Annotated in this window: 17 protein-coding genes; 8 read left to right on the top strand and 9 right to left on the bottom strand. The window is 58.3% G+C overall.

The features are described from left to right. The first annotated feature begins 71 nt into the window (after positions 1–71). On the top strand, positions 72–521 hold the full coding sequence (gene cadR, locus RGV06_RS15735; protein WP_019828097.1) for a Cd(II)/Pb(II)-responsive transcriptional regulator: 450 nt from the start codon (positions 72–74) through the stop codon (positions 519–521). Positions 522–613: 92 nt separating this feature from the next. Here cadR and RGV06_RS15730 read toward each other — a convergent pair whose 3' ends face one another. Genes RGV06_RS15730 through RGV06_RS15720 form a run of 3 tightly spaced genes read right to left on the bottom strand, consistent with a single transcriptional unit; the run spans position 614 to position 3237 of the window. Continuing rightward, positions 614–1585 carry a thymidylate synthase gene (locus RGV06_RS15730; protein ID WP_322150445.1) on the bottom strand — a complete coding sequence of 324 codons (972 nt, stop codon included), beginning with the start codon at positions 1583–1585 and terminating at the stop codon, positions 614–616. A 50-nt stretch (positions 1586–1635) separates the two neighbouring features. Further along, positions 1636–2442 carry a prolipoprotein diacylglyceryl transferase gene (gene lgt / locus RGV06_RS15725; protein ID WP_019828099.1) on the bottom strand — a complete coding sequence of 269 codons (807 nt, stop codon included), beginning with the start codon at positions 2440–2442 and terminating at the stop codon, positions 1636–1638. Positions 2443–2454: 12 nt separating this feature from the next. Further along, positions 2455–3237, bottom strand: coding sequence for a sulfite exporter TauE/SafE family protein (locus RGV06_RS15720; RefSeq protein ID WP_322150442.1), 783 nt, complete (start codon positions 3235–3237; stop codon positions 2455–2457). A 129-nt stretch (positions 3238–3366) separates the two neighbouring features. On the opposite strand from RGV06_RS15720, the gene RGV06_RS15715 reads away from it, so the two are divergent. Then, positions 3367–4113, top strand: coding sequence for an NRDE family protein (locus RGV06_RS15715; RefSeq protein WP_019828101.1), 747 nt, complete (start codon positions 3367–3369; stop codon positions 4111–4113). A 107-nt stretch (positions 4114–4220) separates the two neighbouring features. On the opposite strand, the gene ptsP is transcribed toward RGV06_RS15715, so the two are convergent. Then, positions 4221–6500, bottom strand: a complete 2280-nt coding sequence (ptsP, locus tag RGV06_RS15710; protein WP_019828103.1) for a phosphoenolpyruvate--protein phosphotransferase — start codon at positions 6498–6500, stop codon at positions 4221–4223. A 21-nt stretch (positions 6501–6521) separates the two neighbouring features. Next, a complete protein-coding gene (locus RGV06_RS15705) occupies positions 6522–7001 on the bottom strand; it encodes an RNA pyrophosphohydrolase (protein ID WP_019828104.1) in 480 nt (159 codons plus the stop codon). 143 nt (positions 7002–7144) lie between these two features. Here RGV06_RS15705 and RGV06_RS15700 point away from each other — a divergent pair, with 143 nt between their 5' ends. Further along, complete coding sequence (locus RGV06_RS15700) at positions 7145–7801, top strand: HAD family hydrolase (protein ID WP_019828105.1); 657 nt, start codon at positions 7145–7147, stop codon at positions 7799–7801. A gap of 124 nt (positions 7802–7925) precedes the next feature. Here RGV06_RS15700 and RGV06_RS15695 read toward each other — a convergent pair whose 3' ends face one another. Both RGV06_RS15695 and ilvA read right to left on the bottom strand, forming a co-directional pair. Beyond that, entirely contained in the window at positions 7926–8354 is a 429-nt protein-coding gene (locus RGV06_RS15695; RefSeq protein WP_019828106.1) for a DUF2269 family protein, read from the bottom strand. 40 nt (positions 8355–8394) lie between these two features. Next, positions 8395–9909 (bottom strand): threonine ammonia-lyase, biosynthetic, encoded by a 1515-nt coding sequence (gene ilvA, locus RGV06_RS15690; RefSeq protein WP_019828107.1) that lies wholly within the window; start codon positions 9907–9909, stop codon positions 8395–8397. 142 nt (positions 9910–10051) lie between these two features. Between ilvA and rpiA the strand changes: the two genes are divergently transcribed. Next, positions 10052–10723: a ribose-5-phosphate isomerase RpiA gene (gene rpiA, locus RGV06_RS15685; RefSeq protein WP_019828108.1), complete on the top strand. Its 672-nt coding sequence runs from the start codon at positions 10052–10054 to the stop codon at positions 10721–10723. A 162-nt stretch (positions 10724–10885) separates the two neighbouring features. Here the strand turns inward: rpiA and RGV06_RS15680 are convergent, their stop codons facing one another. Beyond that, positions 10886–11794, bottom strand: coding sequence for an SdiA-regulated domain-containing protein (locus RGV06_RS15680; protein ID WP_322150435.1), 909 nt, complete (start codon positions 11792–11794; stop codon positions 10886–10888). A gap of 101 nt (positions 11795–11895) precedes the next feature. Next, positions 11896–12828, bottom strand: a complete 933-nt coding sequence (locus tag RGV06_RS15675) for an SdiA-regulated domain-containing protein (protein WP_048352475.1) — start codon at positions 12826–12828, stop codon at positions 11896–11898. A gap of 542 nt (positions 12829–13370) precedes the next feature. Between RGV06_RS15675 and RGV06_RS15670 the strand changes: the two genes are divergently transcribed. The 4 genes from RGV06_RS15670 (at position 13371) to RGV06_RS15655 (ending at position 18168) form a co-directional block, all read left to right on the top strand. After that, positions 13371–14135 (top strand): hypothetical protein, encoded by a 765-nt coding sequence (locus RGV06_RS15670; RefSeq protein ID WP_046810239.1) that lies wholly within the window; start codon positions 13371–13373, stop codon positions 14133–14135. Between the two features lie 219 nt (positions 14136–14354). Next, complete coding sequence (locus tag RGV06_RS15665) at positions 14355–15596, top strand: SfnB family sulfur acquisition oxidoreductase (protein WP_048352473.1); 1242 nt, start codon at positions 14355–14357, stop codon at positions 15594–15596. Between the two features lie 14 nt (positions 15597–15610). After that, entirely contained in the window at positions 15611–16807 is a 1197-nt protein-coding gene (locus tag RGV06_RS15660) for an SfnB family sulfur acquisition oxidoreductase (protein WP_198821554.1), read from the top strand. After that, complete coding sequence (locus RGV06_RS15655; RefSeq protein ID WP_322150431.1) at positions 16807–18168, top strand: LLM class flavin-dependent oxidoreductase; 1362 nt, start codon at positions 16807–16809, stop codon at positions 18166–18168. Before RGV06_RS15660 ends, RGV06_RS15655 begins: the two co-directional genes overlap by 1 nt. Positions 18169–18231 lie beyond the last annotated feature (63 nt).

Here is an 18231-nt window from a genome sequence, read left to right as displayed (position 1 = left end):
AAAGGTGCCTGTTGCCAAGTAAAGACCCTGTAGCCACTATAGGGTCAAGCAACCTTTCGGAGATAACCGCGATGAAAATTGGTGAACTGGCGAAATTGACCGACTGTCAGGTCGAAACCATCCGTTATTACGAGCGCGAAGGGTTGCTGCCGGAGCCAGCGCGCAGTGAAGGTAATTACCGCTTGTACACCCAGGCGCACGTGGAGCGGCTGACGTTTATCCGCAATTGCCGCAGCCTGGACATGACCCTTGAAGAGATCCGCAGCCTGCTCAATCTGCGCGACAGCCCGCAGGACCAGTGCGAAAGCGTGAACGCGCTGATTGACGAGCATATTCATCACGTCAAGGCGCGAATCGACGGTTTGCTGGCCTTGCAGACACAACTGCTCGACCTGCGCCAGCGATGTGGCGAGGGGCCCAACGGGGAACATTGCGGGATCTTGCAGCAGCTGGAAGTCAGCGGCTCGGTCAGCGCACCGGAAGGTGAGCCAAGCCATGTGGGCAGAAGCCACGGGCATTAAAGCAAATAGACCACTCCCTTTGTGGGAGCGAGCCTGCTCACGAAGACCTCAACAAGACCTTCGCGAGCAGGCTCGCTCCCACAGGGATGCAGTTACACCGCCATCGGCGCGGTCATGGGTGCGTGGTGCTGATAGCCTTCGAGGCTGAAGTCACTCGGCTCGATCAGGCCCAGCCACTCTGGCTGATATACACCCGTCTTGGCGAACTCAGGCACACGGTCCGAGATCACCAGTTTTGGCATCGGGAAGGGTTCGCGGGTCAACTGCTCATTGAGCATGTCCAGGTGGTTTTCATACACATGAGCATCGCCGATGAAGTAGGTGAACCAGCGCGGCGTATACCCGGTCAGGCGGCCGATCAGGCTCAGCAGAGCAGCGCCTTCGGTCAGGTTGAACGGCGTGCCCAGGCCCAGGTCATTGGAGCGGATGTAGAGGGTCAGGGAGATTTCCTTCGTCTCGACATTGGGGTGGAACTGGTACAGCAAATGACACGGCGGCAGGGCCATTTCATCGAGCTGGGCGCAGTTCCAGCCGTGGAACAGAATACGACGGCTGCCCGGGTCATTGATGATGGTGTCGACACACTGGCGCACCTGATCGATGGCCTTGTACAGCACCACGTAGGCCTGACCGTCTTCTTCACCTTCGGCAATCTGGCGATAGCCCTGGCTCAGGCACAACTCGATAGCCGCCTGGTTGCTGCGCTCGATTTGCTTGTAAGCCGGCCATTTGCGCCATTGCACACCGTAGATTTCGCCCAGGTCGTCTTCACCCTGGCGGAACGGGTTGGCCAGCCATTGGGCGTTTTCGTTGGCGTTCTGGTCCCACACCTTGCAACCCAGTTCGCGGAAATCGGCAGCGTTGTTGACCGGACGCAAGAAACCGCACATCTCTCCAATCGCGGATTTGAACGCCATGCGACGGGTGGTGATGGCCGGGAAACCTTCTTTCAGGTCATAGCGCAACATGGCGCCCGGCAGACTGATGGTCTTCACGCCGGTGCGGTTGGCTTGCAGGGTGCCGTTTTTGATGACATTGGCAACGAGGTCGAGATATTGCTTCATGGTTTTCCTACCGTTTGAATGCAGGGCGTTGTGCGCCCTGCCATTCGAATTTAAAGCGCAGCTTTGTTAGCCGCTGGATCGCGGTGGTAAGCCCACCAGATCAGGAACAGGCCGCCCGCAATCATCGGGATGCAGAGAATTTGCCCCATCGTCACCCAGCCGAACGCCAGATAGCCTAGTTGAGCATCCGGCACACGGACGAATTCGACGATAAAACGGAAGATGCCGTAGAACAGGGCGAACATCCCGGAAACCGCCATGGTTGGCCGAGGTTTACGCGAGTACAGCCAAAGAATCAGGAACAGTGCCACACCTTCCAGCGCAAACTGATAAAGCTGCGACGGATGGCGCGCCAGTTGCTGCGGATCGGTAGGGAAGATCATCGCCCACGGTACATCAGTGGCTTTGCCCCACAGTTCGGCGTTGATGAAGTTACCGATACGCCCGGCACCCAGACCAATCGGCACCACAGGGGCGATGAAGTCCATGATCTGGAAGAACGACTTTCCGTTGCGCTTGCCGAACCACCAAACCGCCAGCATCACGCCGATCAGGCCACCGTGGAACGCCATGCCGCCTTTCCACACTTCAAAAATCAGCAGCGGATTGGCGATGTAGGCGCTCAGGTCGTAAAACAGCACATAACCCAAACGACCACCGACAATCACGCCCATGGCCACCCAAAACACCAGATCGGAGAGTTTCTCCTTGGTCCAGGTAGGGTCGAAGCGGTTGAGCCGTCGCGACAGGATCAGCCAGGCTGCGCCAATGCCGATCAGGTACATCAAGCCATACCAATGGATTTTCAGCGGGCCGATGGCCAAGGCCACCGGGTCAATCTGCGGGTAAGGCAGCATTGCGACTCCTTGTTAGATCAGGAAACTCAAACCGACACAAAACAGCAGTGCGGCAAACAGCCGTTTCAGCAGGCGTGGCGAAAGCTTGTGGGCCAGTCGCGCACCAAAACGGGCGAAAAACATACTGGTCAGGGCAATCCCGAGCAGCGCCGGCAAGTAAACAAAACCGAGACTATGCGCGGGCAGGTCGGGGTTATGCCAGCCAATGATCATGAAACTTAATGCACCCACCAGCGCAATCGGCAGTCCGCAGGCCGCCGAGGTGGCGACGGCTTGCTGCATCGGCACGCTGCGCCAGCTCAGGAACGGCACGGTCAACGAGCCACCCCCGATACCGAATATCGCCGAAGCCCAACCAATCACGGTCCCAGCAAGGGTCAGACCGAACTTGCCAGGCACCGTGCCACTGGCCTTGGGTTGCAACCCAAGGGCCATTTGTAGGGCAATCAACAAGGCGAACACGCCAATCATTTTCTGCAAGTGAGGACCGGCAATCGCTTCTGCCGTGATCGCACCAATACCCGCGCCGATCAGAATGCCCAATGTCATCCAGACAAACAGCGGCCAGCGCACGGCGCCTTTGCGGTTGTGCTCACGAATCGAGTTGATCGAGGTAAATATGATCGTGGCCAATGACGTGCCCACGGCCAGATGGGTCAGCACCTCGCTGTTAAAACCTTGCAAGGTGAAGCTGAACACCAGCACAGGCACGATGATGATTCCGCCACCGACCCCGAACAGCCCGGCCAGCACGCCCGCAAAACCTCCCAGCACCAGATAGAGCAGAAATTCCATGACGCCCCCCCAAATTTGATCCGCATGGTAACGGAGCAAGGGCTTTGGCTCCACTGCGCTGCACGGTATGGCGCGAGCGGCCTGAGCAATCTATAAGTAGAGTGATTAAAAAAACATTAAGGACTGCCCATGTGTCTGATTGTCTTCGCCTGGCGCCCCGGCCATGCACAGCCTTTGGTCGTTGCGGCCAACCGCGATGAGTTTTATGCGCGCCCCGCCAAACCCTTTGCCCAATGGGCCAATACGCCCCAGGTGTATGCTGGCCGCGACCTTGAGGCGGGCGGAACCTGGCTGGGGATTGGTGCTGACGGGCGCTTTGCAGCACTGACCAATATCCGCGAACCCCACAAGCCACCTTCGCGGCGTTCCCGAGGTGAATTGGTGGCGGACTTCTTGACCGGCAACCAGTCCATTGCAGAGTACTTCACGCAAGTTGGGCGACGTTCTGTCGAATATGCCGGCTTTAATCTACTCCTGGGCACCCGAGATCAACTCTGGCATTTCAACTCCAAAGATCTGGCGCCACAACCGCTGAGCGAGGGTATTTACGGTTTGTCCAATGCCGGGCTGGACACTCCCTGGCCCAAGCTGGTCAAGGCCAAGGCAGCGTTGGCCGAGGTACTCGACAACCCGCAGCCGCAAGCACTGCTGGCTTTGCTCAAAGACCCGCAAACCGCGCCCTTCAGCGATCTGCCAGACACTGGCGTAGGCCTGGCCACAGAAAGTCTGCTGTCGAGCGTGTTCATCAGCAGCCCCAGCTACGGCACTCGCGCCAGCACGGCGTTGATCATTAATGCTGACGGCTCAAGGCTGGTGGTGGAACACAGTTTCGGGCCGCTGGGGGGGCGGCTGGGGGAAGTGACATTGGCGGTGTGACGAAACACCCACTCTGTGGGAGCGAGCCTGCTCGCGAAGGCTCTTGAAACGCTGTCTTCTTGAGACTTTCGCGAGCAGGCTCGCTCCCACAGGAGGGTGAGAGGCTTTCAATACGGCTTGATTGCCGCCGGGTTCATCATGCGCGTCAGGCCCATGTTTTTCAGGGCCAGATGGATGGTGCTGCGAATAACCTGCGGGTTGTCGATGGTCATCACTTCAGCCAACAGTTCCTTGGCGCGGCTCAGGCTGACCTGGCGCAGCATCCACTTCACTTTTGGCAGGTTGGTGGCGTTCATCGACAGGCTGTCAAAACCCATCGCCATCAGCAGGATCGCTGCCGCCGGATCACCGGCCATTTCACCGCAGATACTCGCCGGCTTGCCTTCAGCGTGAGCGTCGCGCACCACCGATTGCAGGGCTTGCAGCACGGCCGGGTGCAGGTAGTCGTACAAATCCGCAACCCGTGGGTTGTTACGGTCCACCGCCAGCAGGTATTGGGTCAGGTCGTTGGACCCTACCGACAGGAAGTCCACCTGGCGCGCCAGTTCCTTGGTCTGATACACCGCCGCCGGGATTTCGATCATCACGCCAATGGGCGGCATCGGCACGTCGGTGCCTTCGTCACGCACTTCACCCCAGGCACGGTGTAACAGGTGCAAGGCTTCTTCGAGTTCGTGAGTGCCGGAGATCATCGGCAATAAAATACGCAGGTTGTTCAGGCCTTCGCTGGCCTTGAGCATGGCCCGGGCCTGAACCAGAAAGATTTCTGGGTGGTCGAGGGTCACGCGAATCCCGCGCCAGCCGAGGAACGGGTTGTCTTCCTTGATCGGGAAGTACGACAGTGACTTGTCGCCGCCAATGTCCAGGCTGCGCATCGTCACCGGCTGCGGATGGAAGGCGGCGAGTTGCTCGCGATAAATCGCCAGCTGCTCCTTTTCGCTGGGAAAGCGCTGGTTGATCATGAACGGCACTTCGGTGCGGTACAGACCTACACCTTCGGCGCCACGCTGCTGCGCACGCGCCACATCGGCCAGCAGGCCGGTGTTGACCCACAGCGGCATGCGATGCCCGTCAGGGGTGATGCACGGCAGTTCACGCAGGGCATCCAGGCCCTGGGACAGCTGGCGTTCTTCTTCGACAACCTCAGCGTATTGCTTGCGAAGCACCTCGCTGGGGTTGGTGTAGACCTCGCCGTGGTAGCCATCGACGATCATCTGGATGCCGTCGACCTTGGAGTACGGCAGATCGACCAGGCCCATGACAGTAGGAATGCCCATGGCCCGGGCCAGAATGGCGACGTGGGAGTTGCCCGAGCCCAATACCGACACCAAACCAATCAGCTTGCCCTCGGGCACTTCGCCGAGCATGGTGGCCGTCAGCTCTTCGCTGACCAAGATGGTGTTGTCGGGGTAGACCATGCTTTGCTGGCGATCATGCTGCAAATAGGCCAGCAGGCGGCGACCAAGGTCGCGCACATCCGACGCCCGCTCACGCAGGTAGTCGTCGTCCATCAATTCAAAACGGTTGACGTGATCAGTCACTACCTGGCGCAACGCGCCCTGAGCCCACTGACCGGTCTTGATGACATTTTTGACTTCGCTGCCCAGCGACGCATCGTCGAGCATCATCAGGTACACGTCGAACAGCGCCTGCTCTTCGGGGCGCAACTGCGTGGCGAGCTTCTTCGAAACGGCGCGCATATCGTTGCGCACGCCTTCGAGGGCTGTTTTGAACAGCGCTATTTCGGCAGGGATATCGGTGATGGCCTTGTCGGGCACCACGTCCAGATCCGCCGGTGGCAGCATGACCACCGCTGTACCTACCGCAGCACCCGGAGAACCCGGAACGCCGACGAACTTGGCTTCCTGGATGCCCTTGCCCTGACGTCCCAGGCCGCGAATCGACCCCGTAGCCTCGGCATGGGCAATAACCCCGGCCAATTGGGCGCTCATGGTTACAAGGAAGGCTTCTTCGCCCTCATCGAACTGACGACGTTCTTTTTGCTGGATCACCAGAACCCCGACCACACGGCGGTGGTGGATGATCGGCGCACCCAGGAAAGAGGCATAACGCTCCTCTCCGGTTTCGGCAAAGTAGCGATAGCGCGGGTGATCGGCGGCGTTTTCGAGGTTCAGAGGCTCTTCACGGGTGCCCACAAGACCGACAAGGCCCTCGTTGGGCGCCATGCTGACTTTGCCGATCGAGCGCTTGTTCAAGCCCTCGGTGGCCATCAGGACAAAGCGGTTGGTCTCTGGATCAAGCAAATAGACCGAGCAGACCTGGCTGCTCATGGCCTCTTTGACGCGCAACACAATAATCCCCAACGCCGCCTTGAGATCCTTGGCGGAGTTAACTTCCTGGACGATCTTGCGCAGCGTATTGAGCATGGCTCGGGGTCGAACTCCGTGTCAGGCGCGCGTTAAAAGGCGCGGGGCAAGCTCTTTGAGAGCGCGACGGTAGACCTCGCGCTTGAATGTCACCACCTGGCCCAACGGGTACCAATAACTGACCCAACGCCAGCCATCGAACTCCGGTTTACCGGTCAAATCCATCCGCACCCGCTGCTCGTTAGAGACCAGGCGCAGCAAAAACCACTTTTGCTTCTGGCCGATACACAGCGGTTGGCTGTGGGTACGCACCAGTCGTTGCGGCAAACGATAACGCAACCAGCCTCGCGTGCAGGCGAGTATTTCTACATCTTCGCGTTCAAGGCCAACTTCTTCGTTCAGCTCACGGTACAAGGCGTCTTCCGGCGTCTCATCAGGGTTGATACCTCCCTGTGGAAACTGCCAGGCGTCTTGATTGATACGGCGAGCCCAAAGTACCTGACCAGCGTCATTTGTCAGAATAATCCCGACATTAGGGCGGAAACCATCGGGGTCGATCACGGCAACAACCTCGCAAACGCATGTCGCCGCATTGTTCCACAAAGGTTGTGAAAGCAGCAACGCGCCTTCCTGCCTTATGTGCACTCTTATTAAAAGACCGTATTCTTGTGGCCTTTTCTCAGGCAACTCAACGGGTAACCTCAATGCGTCTGGCTTTATTCGACTTGGACAACACCCTTCTGGGCGGTGACAGCGATCACGCCTGGGGCGACTACCTGTGCCAACGGGGCATTCTCGATGGCGACGCCTACAAGGCGCGCAACGACGAGTTCTACCAGGATTACCTGGCCGGCAAGCTCGACAATGCCGCGTATCTTAATTTCAGCATGGAAATCTTTGGCCGCCATGACATGGCGCAACTGGATCAGTGGCACCGCGAATTCATGCGCGACTGCATTGAGCCATTAATGCTGCCCAAGGCCCTGGACCTGCTGGCCAAGCACCGCGAAGCGGGCGACACGCTGGTAATCATTACCGCCACCAACCGTGTGGTCACGGCTCCCATTGCCCAAAAACTCGGCGTGGAACATCTGATTGCCACCGAATGCGAAATCGTCGACGGCCGCTACACCGGTCGCAGCACCGACGTGCCGTGCTTCCGTGAAGGCAAGGTGACGCGCCTGAACCGCTGGATCGCAGAAAATGGCTACAGCCTTGAAGACAGCTACTTCTACAGCGACTCGATGAATGACTTGCCGTTGCTGGAGCAGGTTGACCATCCAGTGGCGGTCGATCCTGATCCGAACTTGCGGGCTGAAGCCATCAAGCGTGGCTGGGAAGTCATCTCGCTGCGCGACTGACACACAACCTGTGGGAGCGGCGGTGCGACGATTCGACTTGCTCGCGATAAGATCGCCGCGGTTTTTCTGCAAGACCGCAGTGATGCCATCGCGAGCAAGCTGGCTCCCACACAAGCAAGTGTGCTTAAACCGGCTTGGCGCCCATCAGCCCGGCAATCGCAATAAAGCAGACGGCACAAAAAATCGCCAAAACCAGGGTAAACCCCGGATACCGGGCCATTCGCCCCAACCGCAGGCGATTGAGGCGCACCACCAGCCACAACCAGCTCAAGCTGCCCAGCAGATACAGGCAGCTGCCCGCCAGTAACCACATCTGGCTCAGCGGCCAACCGGCCAGGTGCACCAGAAACCAGCCACTGACCGGCAACGCCAGCAAACACAGCCCCATCAACGCCCACACGAAGCTCCATGGCCGCTGTACCACCCCGCCCGACAGGTTTTTATCCCCTGCCCGCCAACGACGAATAACCAGGACCAGCAAGGCAATGGCGCTGACAAACAGCAGCAGTGTCGACACGCCATGCAGCAGTTTTAAGGCTGTGAACGTTTCCATATGATTAATCCCTTGAGCCGTTCAATCAGCGTAGCGGCTATCAGCCAAGAAACAGTTGATAGGCCGGGTTATCGCTCTCATCCCAGTACGGGTAACCGATTTCAGCCAGTGCCGCCGGCACCAGATGGCGTTCGTCGGCAGGCACTTGCAGACCGGCCATGACCCGACCATCGGCTGCACCGTGGTTGCGGTAGTGAAACATCGAAATATTCCAGCGACCGCCCAACTTATTAAGGAAGTTGAACAGCGCACCCGGGCGTTCCGGGAACTCGAAACGGAACAACAGTTCGTCGCTGACCTTGGCCGCACGCCCGCCGACCATGTGCCGAATGTGTAACTTGGCCAGTTCGTTCTCGGTCAGGTCGACCACCGGAAAACCCTGCTCAGTCAGGCTGGCCAGCAGCGCGCTGCGCGGGTCGTTTTCGGGATGGGTCTGCACCCCAACGAAAATGTGCGCTTCGCTGCCGGTGTGATAGCGGTAGTTGAATTCCGTGATCTGACGCTTGCCGATCGCTTCGCAAAACGCTTTGAAGCTGCCCGGCACTTCGGGAATGGTCACCGCGATGATCGCTTCACGACCTTCACCCAGCTCGGCGCGCTCGGCCACATGGCGCAGGCGGTCGAAGTTGACGTTGGCCCCGGAATCGATCGCCACCAGGGTTTGGCCGCGAACGCCGCGCTGCTCAACATACTTCTTGATCCCGGCCACGCCCAACGCGCCGGCAGGTTCGGTGATCGAGCGGGTATCGTCGAAGATATCCTTGATGGCTGCGCAGATCTCGTCGGTGCTGACGGTGATCACTTCGTCGACGTAGTCTTTGCAGATATCGAAGGTGTGCTGGCCAATCTGAGCAACGGCCACGCCGTCGGCAAAAATCCCCACCGTCGGCAGTACCACGCGCTCGCCTGCCGCCATCGCCGCTTGCAGGCAATTGGAGTCATCGGGCTCGACGCCAATGACCTTGATGTCCGGACGCAGGTATTTCACGTAGGCCGCAATACCGGCAATCAGCCCGCCACCGCCCACCGGGACGAAAATCGCATCCAGCGGCGCCGGGTGCTGGCGCAGAATTTCCATCGCCACGGTGCCCTGCCCGGCAATGGTATGCGGGTCATCATAGGGATGGACGTAGACGTAGCCTTTTTGCTCGACCAATTGCAGCGAGTAGGCCAGGGCTTCCGGGAAGGAGTCACCGTGCAACACCACAATGCCGCCCCGGGAGCGCACACCTTCGACCTTGATCTCCGGAGTGGTTTTGGGCATGACGATTGTGGCTTTGACACCCAGCACCTTGGCTGCCAGGGCCAGGCCCTGGGCATGGTTGCCCGCAGAGGCCGTCACCACACCGCACGCGCGCTCGGCGTCGGTCAGGTGCATCAGCTTGTTATAAGCGCCACGAATCTTGAACGAGTACACCGGCTGCAAGTCTTCGCGTTTGAGCAAAATCTGGTTGCCCAACCGCTCGGTCAGCTGATTGGCCGGCTGCAATGGGGTTTCTACGGCAACGTCATAAACGCGCGAGGTGAGGATCTTCTTAACGTACTGTTCGAGCATCGGAAAGCTTCACTGGGCGGGTTGGCAGGGACCAAGGAGTCTAACCCAGCGTTTGCGCAGCCGACCACACGATTCCAAAGGTTTTAAATGCTTGGGTTATACTCGCAACCCTTCTGTTTACCCTTCCCGCCCCGGAGCCCGCATGACCCAGGATCAACTCAAACAGGCCGTAGCCCAGGCTGCAGTCGACTTCATCCTCCCAAAACTGGATGACAAGAGCATCGTCGGGGTCGGCACCGGCTCCACGGCCAACTGCTTCATCGACGCCCTGGCCCAACACAAGGGCGCATTCGACGGCGCCGTGGCCAGTTCCGAAGCCACTGCAGCCCGCCTCAAGGGCCACGGCATTCCAGTGTATGAACTGAACACTGTCAGCGACCTAGAGTTCTACGTGGATGGCGCTGATGAAAGCGACGAAAACCTGAACCTGATCAAGGGCGGTGGCGCAGCCCTGACCCGCGAGAAGATCGTGGCCGCCGTGGCCAAGACCTTTATCTGCATCGCCGACGCCAGCAAGCTGGTTCCGGTGCTGGGCGCGTTCCCGTTGCCGGTTGAAGTGATCCCGATGGCTCGCAGCCACGTAGCCCGCGAACTGGTCAAGCTGGGCGGCGATCCGGTGTACCGCGAAGGCGTAGTCACGGACAACGGCAACATCATCATCGACGTATTCAACATGCAGATCGTCAACCCGGTTGAGCTGGAGCGTCAGATCAACGCCATTGTCGGCGTCGTGACCAACGGCCTGTTCGCCGCTCGCCCGGCAGACTTGCTGTTGCTGGGTACGCCTGAAGGCGTCAAAACCCTGAGCAAGTAACACCCCCCCGTAGCAGTTGCCGAAGGAACGAGGCTACGTCCGATTGCGAAGCGATCGTAAATTCTGATCACGCGGTTTGAAAATAAGATCACGCGATCCGGATTTACGACGGCTACGCCGCCGGACGCAGCCTGCGGCAGCTGCTACGTGATAGCGGCGCGCCTACGGTTTTTTGAACACGTAAAACAAATTCGGCTCACTCACCACGTACACCACCCCGTCTTCGTCCATGGCAACACCTTCAGCCTGCGGCACTGATTTCTTCAGGCCATGACGCCCTTTTTTCAGCGACAACACGCTGATTGGGCGCCCTTCCAGATTCAGCTCCAGCAACAACTTGGACTCATCCGACAGCGCCAATAAATGCCCGGTGCGCTCGTCAAACTGCAAACTCGACAAGTCCCGTACAAACAATCGCGCATCACGTCGCGGGTTGGTCACCACATGAGTGGCGTAAGGTTGCTGTGGGTTGGCCTGAGGAAACCCCCGTACCTCATAAATCAGCATCGGGTCACGCTCCTTCGCCACAAACAAACGTTTGCCCACAGAGTCGTAGGCCAGGCCTTCAAAGCCCTTATTGCCCGACAGGTTAATCCCCAGTGTCAGTTGCTCCGCATCCTTGGCATCCAGCACCTGGGTGCTGTCATCGACCTTTACCTTGATCAGTCGCTGTTGACGTTCATCGGTGATGACGTAGGTGTTCTCGCCAATAAATTCAACCGCTTCGGCATCGCCAAACCCCACCAGCGCAATGCGCCGCAGGAGGAGGCCATCGAGGGACAGTTCAACCAGCTCGGCTTTTTTGTTGGTTACGGTGAACAGGCTTTTACGCAGCGGATCGTAGGTCAGAGCCGAGACATCGTCTTCAAGCCCTTCAATCACCTTGCCTTGCAGCACGGCGTGATATTCGCCCAGATTGATCGCGCCCGGATCGCTGGGTTGCCACAGCTGGCTGACCTGAAACCAGGTACGTTCGAACAGACGAAAGTGTTGCGCGGCAAAACCGGCAGCCACAAGAGCCACCAGCAATACACATAGAAAAAGAGCGGTAGGACGTCTGACACGGCGCATTGAGGTCGAACTCTAGAAAAAACAGGCAGGAGAAATACCACGACTGCCTGAATTCAACCTTAAACCTCAATACATCCCGTGTCTCGCGTAAAACTGGCCGGTTACGGGGTCTTCTTCTCGAAGCGATAGAACAGGTTCGGCTCGCTCACCATATAAAGCGTTCCATGCTCATCGATCGCGACTCCCTCAGCCCGGGGAATGGTCTTCTTCAGGCCGTTGAAACCACCAAGCAAGGTCATGAAACTGACTTGCTCGCCCAGTTCATCGAGCTCCAGAAGCATGTGCGAATCTGCCGACAGCACCAGTGTATGACCGGTGCGCGGGTCAACGCTCAAGGCGGACAGGTTGCGCAGGTCCAGCTCATCGCTGGGTACTTTCTGCTTGCTACCGGTCAGTATCTGGCCGCCATCGCTTTTCCAGACAAACAATTGCGGCGGACGCTCTTCGCCCAGCAACAATTGCTGGCGACGCGGGTCCCAGGCAATGGCTTCAAAAGCCTTGTTCTGGTTTTTCGAAGGGCCCAGGTCGTACTTGGGGAAGTCGGCAATGTTCAGGGTGGTGGTGTTGGCATCAATGTTCACGATGCTCAACATGTGCTCGCGCTCGTCAACAATGGCCAGCAGACCATTTTCCATCACTGTCAGACCTTCAGGATTGCTCCAGCCCACCAGCGGGATTTTACGGAGCACATCGCCATCCAGGGTCAGCTCCACCAGAAACGGATTCTTGCCCATCACCGAAAACAGCGTTTTGCTCAAAGGGTTGTAGGCCAGATCTGAGGCTTCATCCTTTTCCATCCCCGGCAACACTTTGGCATCTATGACCGCCGTGTAGTCTGGCAACCACACACTTTCGTTCTGCTCGGAGGAACTTTCAAATCGCTCCAGCACCCACAGTGCACCGCGATCATCCCAATGCATGATCGACGCTAAACCATAGAGCAGCGCACCCGCCAGCAAGAGCCAGGAGTACCAGCGCATGCGCAAGCGAGAGGTCCGAGGAACAGGCGGGATCAGTTGAGGGTCTGTTGCCATTTGAATGGGCTTCCGAGAAATTTGGCTAATTCTAGATATCACAAAGCGGGCAAACCGGCTGCCTCGCGCGCAATATTATGCAAAAGGCGTGTGAAATAAAGGGTAAAAACGCCAAAAAATCTGATGCCACTCACCCTTACTGATTGAACGAGTGTTGTGACTGGGTCAGCGCAGATACTTTGCCCCTATTAAAAACAGGGATCCATCCACTTACTTATAAACCACTCGTCCATTAATACCGACCCACTACCACTCTCTTTCCATTACCTACACGCACTATCAGTAGGATGTTTCCGAATAACTCAACGACATTCACACACGCTCCATTCTTCCTTGACACTCCTACCTCTAGCCTCTTATCTAATAAAACAACCGGCCCGGCTGTTCTCTCACAGTAGTTATATAGAATGTCTATTGTGCCGTTAACGCCAGCTCTTTATTCCACTTCATCACGGGGTCTGCATCACTCGGCGCCAGCCCCGGGGCTAAACCCTTGCAGGCGTTTATCGCAGATTTACCAGCCAGAAAGGAATCTTTCATATATGCCCTTTACATCCTGCATAAACAAACTTGCGCCTCCTGCACTTTCAAACCCTGACAAACATACTATTTGCGCACGCGCCGCTGAACACTTGCTTATTACAATAATGCCTTATAAAAACATGGGAGAAGGCGACCTTATTGAATTATTTTGGGACGGCTGCTATGTCACCTCGCAACAGGTATCGAGGGCAGACATTGGCCAACCTGTTTTTTTAAGAGTGCCTCAAAGTTTTATCCAAAATGGCTCGGCGCGTCTTTATTATCGCGTCATGCATATTGGCAGTACCCCAGCTCTTTCTGCCCAGCTCAAGGTCTTTGTCAAACTTGATTGCCCTGGCGGGGAAGCCATCGGCGATGAAAATCAAGGGCTCGCTGCACTTATCATTCCCGAGCCCATCCAGCGTTACGGGGTTAACCCCAGCCAGATGAAGCGCGGCGTGCCCGTGACCATCGAACCCTACCGCAACATGGCCTGTGAAGACGCAATCACCCTGCTGTGGGGTGACGTACGCCTGGACTTGCCCAAACTGCGCCAGGTCGATGTCGACAAGCCCGTAAGCGTATTCGTCCCACCGCACATCATTCAAGAAGCCGGTGAAGACTCCAAACTGGAGGTCACCTATTGCGTGATTGATCGTGCCGGTAACAATTCGCGGTGGGCACCCGCACGAATCCTCAAAGTGGGCGCCCCAAAACTCTACCTCAAGCCCGCTGCAAGCGAGGTACTGCGCGCCGCAGAGCCTCGCACCACCTGGAGGGGCTAAGGTCGGGTACGCAATGGAATCATCTATTCATATTCCTAAAAGTTAGTTCTTTTAATTTTTATACTCGATTAGGGTATATAGACCGGACCACCGGACTCTCTGCTTTTATTCGCGCCGCTCAAGCGGCGCTCCCATGAAACGTGAGGTAGGTATGGTCCGTAAAACAATCACCCTTGTGCATAACGCCAGGGCATTGAGTGCAGCCAAGGAGCGGTACTAATGTCCAATTTGGCCACTGCACACCTGCAAAGCGACCAGGATGTCGCGCCTCTGTTGCTGGCAACGCATGTTCTGCGCTCCGACAACGAAGCCCTTGAAGCTGCCCGCACCCTGGCTGCCAGCGCCCGCGAGGACGCGGCCAAGCGCGACCAGCAGCGCAAACTGCCCTGGTCACTGATCGAAGAATTCACCCGTAGCGGCCTGGGAAGTATCTCCATCGGCCGCGAATTTGGCGGACCCAAGGTGTCATTCGTGACCCTGGCTGAAGTATTCGCGATCATATCGGCCGCAGACCCTGCACTGGGGCAGATTCCGCAGAATCAGGTGGGCATTCTCAGCCTGATTGCCGCCACGGCGACCCAGGCGCAAAAAGACCAACTGTTCGCCAGCGTGCTGCAAGGCTGGCGCATCGGTAATGCCGGGCCGGAACGCGGCAGCAAAAACACCCTCGACTTGAAGGCCCGAATCACCGCCGATGGCGAAAATTTCGTCATAAACGGCCAGAAGTTTTACTCCACCGGAGCCCTGTTCGCCCACTGGATTGCGGTAAAGGCAATCAACGATGACGGCAAGCAGGTCATGGCCTTTGTACGTCGCGGCACACCGGGCTTGCGCGTCGTCGATGACTGGTCCGGCTTTGGTCAGCGCACCACCGCCAGCGGTACCGTACTGCTCAACAATGTTCGGGTTGAAGCCGGACTGGTGATCGACAGTTCGCGCCTCAATGATGCCCCCAATATTCAAGGCGCCGTGTCCCAGTTGATCCAGGCGGCCATCGATCTGGGCATCGCCCGTGGCGCCATCGCTGACACCATCAGTTTTGTGCGCGAGCGCTCTCGTCCGTGGATCGACGCCAAAGTAGAACGCAACAGCGACGACCCCTACGTGATCGCCGACATCGGCAAGTTACATATTGAACTGCACGCAGCCGAAGCCTTGTTGCGCAAAGCCGGGCGAGTGCTCGATGAAGTCAGCGCCGCCCCGATTGATGCTCCCGCCGCCGCCCGCGCATCCATTGCAGTGGCCGAAGCCAAGGTACTGACCACTGAGTTGTCGTTACTGGCCAGCGAAAAACTGTTCGAACTGGCCGGCAGCCGCGCCAGCCTTGCCGAATTCAACCTTGATCGCCACTGGCGTAACGCCCGGGTGCATACCCTGCACGACCCGGTGCGCTGGAAGTACCACGCCATTGGCGCTTACCGCCTCAACGGCACCTTGCCTGCCCGGCATTCCTGGATCTGAACCTGGAGACACCCATGTCACTGATATCCAAACAGGTCCCGGTTATCCACAGCGATGCCGAGGCCCTGAGCGTAGCCCGTGAACTCGCGGCGCATTTCAAGCGCGACAGCGCCCTGCGCGATCGTGAGCGACGCCTGCCTTTTGATGAGCTGGAACTGTTTTCCCACACCGGCCTGTGGGGCATCACCGTGCCCAAGGCCTATGGCGGCGCCGGCGTGTCCAATGTCGCTCTGGCCCAGGTGGTTGCGTTGATCGCTGCAGCCGACGCCTCGCTGGGGCAAATCCCGCAAAATCACTTTTATGCCCTTGAAGTCCTGCGGGTGAATGGCACGCACGAACAAAAACAGCGGCTATATGCCGAAGTGCTGGCCGGGCAACGCTTCGGCAATGCCCTAGCCGAAATCGGCACCAAGACTGCCCACGATCGCACCACCCACCTGGCCAAGGCCGAACACGGTTATCGCATCACCGGCCGCAAGTTCTACGCCACCGGCGCACTGTATGCGCAGCGGATTCCTACCTCGGTGGTGGACGATAACGGTATCCAGCACCTGGCATTTGTCCACCGCGACAGCGACGGCCTGAGCGTGATCGACGACTGGAGCGGCTTTGGCCAGCGCACCACGGGCAGCGGCTCGGTGGTGTTCGACAACGTACTGGTCGCAGCACAGGACGTGATTCCGTTTCAAAGCGCATTTGAGCGCCCGACTCCGGTCGGCCCGCTGGCTCAGATTCTGCACGCGGCCATCGACACCGGTATCGCCCGTGCCGCCTTTGAAGATGCCCTGCATTTTGTGCGCACCAAAACCCGGCCGTGGATCGACGCCACCACTGATATCGCCAGCGAAGACCCCCTGACCCTGAAAAGCTTCGGCCACTTGAGTGTGCGCCTGCATGCTGCCGAAGCTCTACTGGAGCGGGCCGGGGAATTGCTCGACAGCGCCCAGAACGATACCAACGCCAGCACCGTGGCCGCCGCCTCGATCGCCATCGCGGAAGCGCGAGCCCTTAGTACTGAAATTTCCCTGGCCGCCGGTAGCACCCTGTTTGAGCTGGCGGGCAGCCAGGCCACCCTGGCCGAGCACGGTCTTGACCGGCACTGGCGCAATGCTCGCGTCCATACCCTGCACGATCCGGTTCGCTGGAAGTATCACGCCGTGGGCAACTACTACCTCAACGATGCCAACCCGCCACTGCGGGGGACCATTTGATGAGTAAGAAGAAGATCCTGATCAATGCCTTCAATATGAACTGCATTGGCCATATCAATCACGGGCTGTGGACCCATCCACGGGACAACTCGACCACCTTCAACACCCTGGAGTACTGGACAGAACTGGCTCAGTTGCTGGAACGAGGACTGTTTGACGGGTTGTTTATCGCCGACATCGTGGGCGTGTACGACGTTTATCAACAGTCGGTTGATGTGCCCCTCAAAGAGGCAATCCAGCTCCCGGTCAACGACCCGCTGCTGCTGGTGTCGGCCATGGCCGCAGTCACTAAAAACCTCGGTTTTGGCTTGACCGCCAACCTGACCTACGAACCGCCGTACTTGTTCGCACGGCGCATGTCGACCCTTGACCACCTGACCCGGGGCCGTGTGGGCTGGAATATCGTCACCGGCTACCTCGACAGCGCAGCCAAGGCCATGGGCCTGACCGAGCAAGTCGAACACGACCGTCGTTACGATCAGGCCGATGAGTACCTGGAGGTGCTGTACAAACTGTGGGAGGGCAGTTGGGAAAGCGGCGCCGTGCTCAATGACCCGGTGCAGCGCATCTACGCCCAGCCTGACAAGGTCCACAAGGTCAAACACCACGGTGAGTTCTATCAAGTGGAGGGTTATCACCTCTGCGAACCGTCGCCTCAGCGCACGCCGGTGCTGTTTCAGGCCGGCAGTTCGGATCGCGGGCTGGTATTTGCCGGGCGCCATGCCGAATGCGTGTTTATCAGCGGCCAGACCAAGGCCGCCACCAAAGCCCAGGTCGACAAGGTGCGCGCCAGTGCCGTGGCAGCGGGTCGCAACCCGGACGACATCAAGCTGTTCATGGGCCTTAACGTGATCGTGGCACCTACCGAAGAACTGGCTCAGGCCAAGCGTGACGAGTACCTGAGCTATGCCAGCGCCGAAGCAGGCGTGGCGCATTTTTCCAGCTCTACGGGCATCGACTTTGCCGACTACGAACTGGACGAACCGATCCAGTACGTGAAGAGCAACGCGATCCAGTCGGCAACCAAAGTGCTTCAAAACAACGATTGGACCCGACGCAAATTGCTCGAACAACACGCGCTGGGCGGTCGTTACATGACCCTGGTGGGTTCGCCGGAACAGGTGGCCGACGAACTGGAGTCGTGGATCGCACAAACCGGTCTCGACGGCTTCAACCTGACCCGCATCGTGACCCCCGAAAGCTACATCGATTTTATCGACCTGGTGGTCCCCGAACTGCAACGCCGGGGTTCCTACAAAACCGCGTATGACACCGGCAGCCTGCGGCAAAAGCTGTTTGTCGACGGCGATGCGCACTTGCCGCAGCGCCATACGGGCGCGGCTTACAGGCACAACCCATAACCCTTTTTTGTTGTGGGAGCGAGCCTGCTCGCGAAGCTTGCAGGACTGCCGCACTTTCGCGAG

The organism is Pseudomonas sp. CCI3.1 (assembly GCF_034313985.1).
In the GTDB taxonomy this organism is placed as follows: Bacteria; Pseudomonadota; Gammaproteobacteria; order Pseudomonadales; family Pseudomonadaceae; genus Aquipseudomonas; species Aquipseudomonas psychrophila.
Note: the sequence above shows the minus strand (reverse complement) of the source record. Positions and strands in the feature narration are given on the sequence as shown.

What these genes read in the sequence shown, in the direction of transcription:
- cadR (WP_019828097.1), top strand. Translation starts at nt 72, where the DNA reads ATGAAAATTGGTGAACTGGCGAAATTGACCGACTGTCAGGTCGAAACC.
- RGV06_RS15730 (WP_322150445.1), bottom strand. Translation starts at nt 1,585, where the DNA reads ATGAAGCAATATCTCGACCTCGTTGCCAATGTCATCAAAAACGGCACC.
- lgt (WP_019828099.1), bottom strand. Translation starts at nt 2,442, where the DNA reads ATGCTGCCTTACCCGCAGATTGACCCGGTGGCCTTGGCCATCGGCCCG.
- RGV06_RS15720 (WP_322150442.1), bottom strand. Translation starts at nt 3,237, where the DNA reads ATGGAATTTCTGCTCTATCTGGTGCTGGGAGGTTTTGCGGGCGTGCTG.
- RGV06_RS15715 (WP_019828101.1), top strand. Translation starts at nt 3,367, where the DNA reads ATGTGTCTGATTGTCTTCGCCTGGCGCCCCGGCCATGCACAGCCTTTG.
- ptsP (WP_019828103.1), bottom strand. Translation starts at nt 6,500, where the DNA reads ATGCTCAATACGCTGCGCAAGATCGTCCAGGAAGTTAACTCCGCCAAG.
- RGV06_RS15700 (WP_019828105.1), top strand. Translation starts at nt 7,145, where the DNA reads ATGCGTCTGGCTTTATTCGACTTGGACAACACCCTTCTGGGCGGTGAC.
- RGV06_RS15695 (WP_019828106.1), bottom strand. Translation starts at nt 8,354, where the DNA reads ATGGAAACGTTCACAGCCTTAAAACTGCTGCATGGCGTGTCGACACTG.
- ilvA (WP_019828107.1), bottom strand. Translation starts at nt 9,909, where the DNA reads ATGCTCGAACAGTACGTTAAGAAGATCCTCACCTCGCGCGTTTATGAC.
- rpiA (WP_019828108.1), top strand. Translation starts at nt 10,052, where the DNA reads ATGACCCAGGATCAACTCAAACAGGCCGTAGCCCAGGCTGCAGTCGAC.
- RGV06_RS15680 (WP_322150435.1), bottom strand. Translation starts at nt 11,794, where the DNA reads ATGCGCCGTGTCAGACGTCCTACCGCTCTTTTTCTATGTGTATTGCTG.
- RGV06_RS15675 (WP_048352475.1), bottom strand. Translation starts at nt 12,828, where the DNA reads ATGGCAACAGACCCTCAACTGATCCCGCCTGTTCCTCGGACCTCTCGC.
- RGV06_RS15670 (WP_046810239.1), top strand. Translation starts at nt 13,371, where the DNA reads ATGCCCTTTACATCCTGCATAAACAAACTTGCGCCTCCTGCACTTTCA.
- RGV06_RS15665 (WP_048352473.1), top strand. Translation starts at nt 14,355, where the DNA reads ATGTCCAATTTGGCCACTGCACACCTGCAAAGCGACCAGGATGTCGCG.
- RGV06_RS15660 (WP_198821554.1), top strand. Translation starts at nt 15,611, where the DNA reads ATGTCACTGATATCCAAACAGGTCCCGGTTATCCACAGCGATGCCGAG.
- RGV06_RS15655 (WP_322150431.1), top strand. Translation starts at nt 16,807, where the DNA reads ATGAGTAAGAAGAAGATCCTGATCAATGCCTTCAATATGAACTGCATT.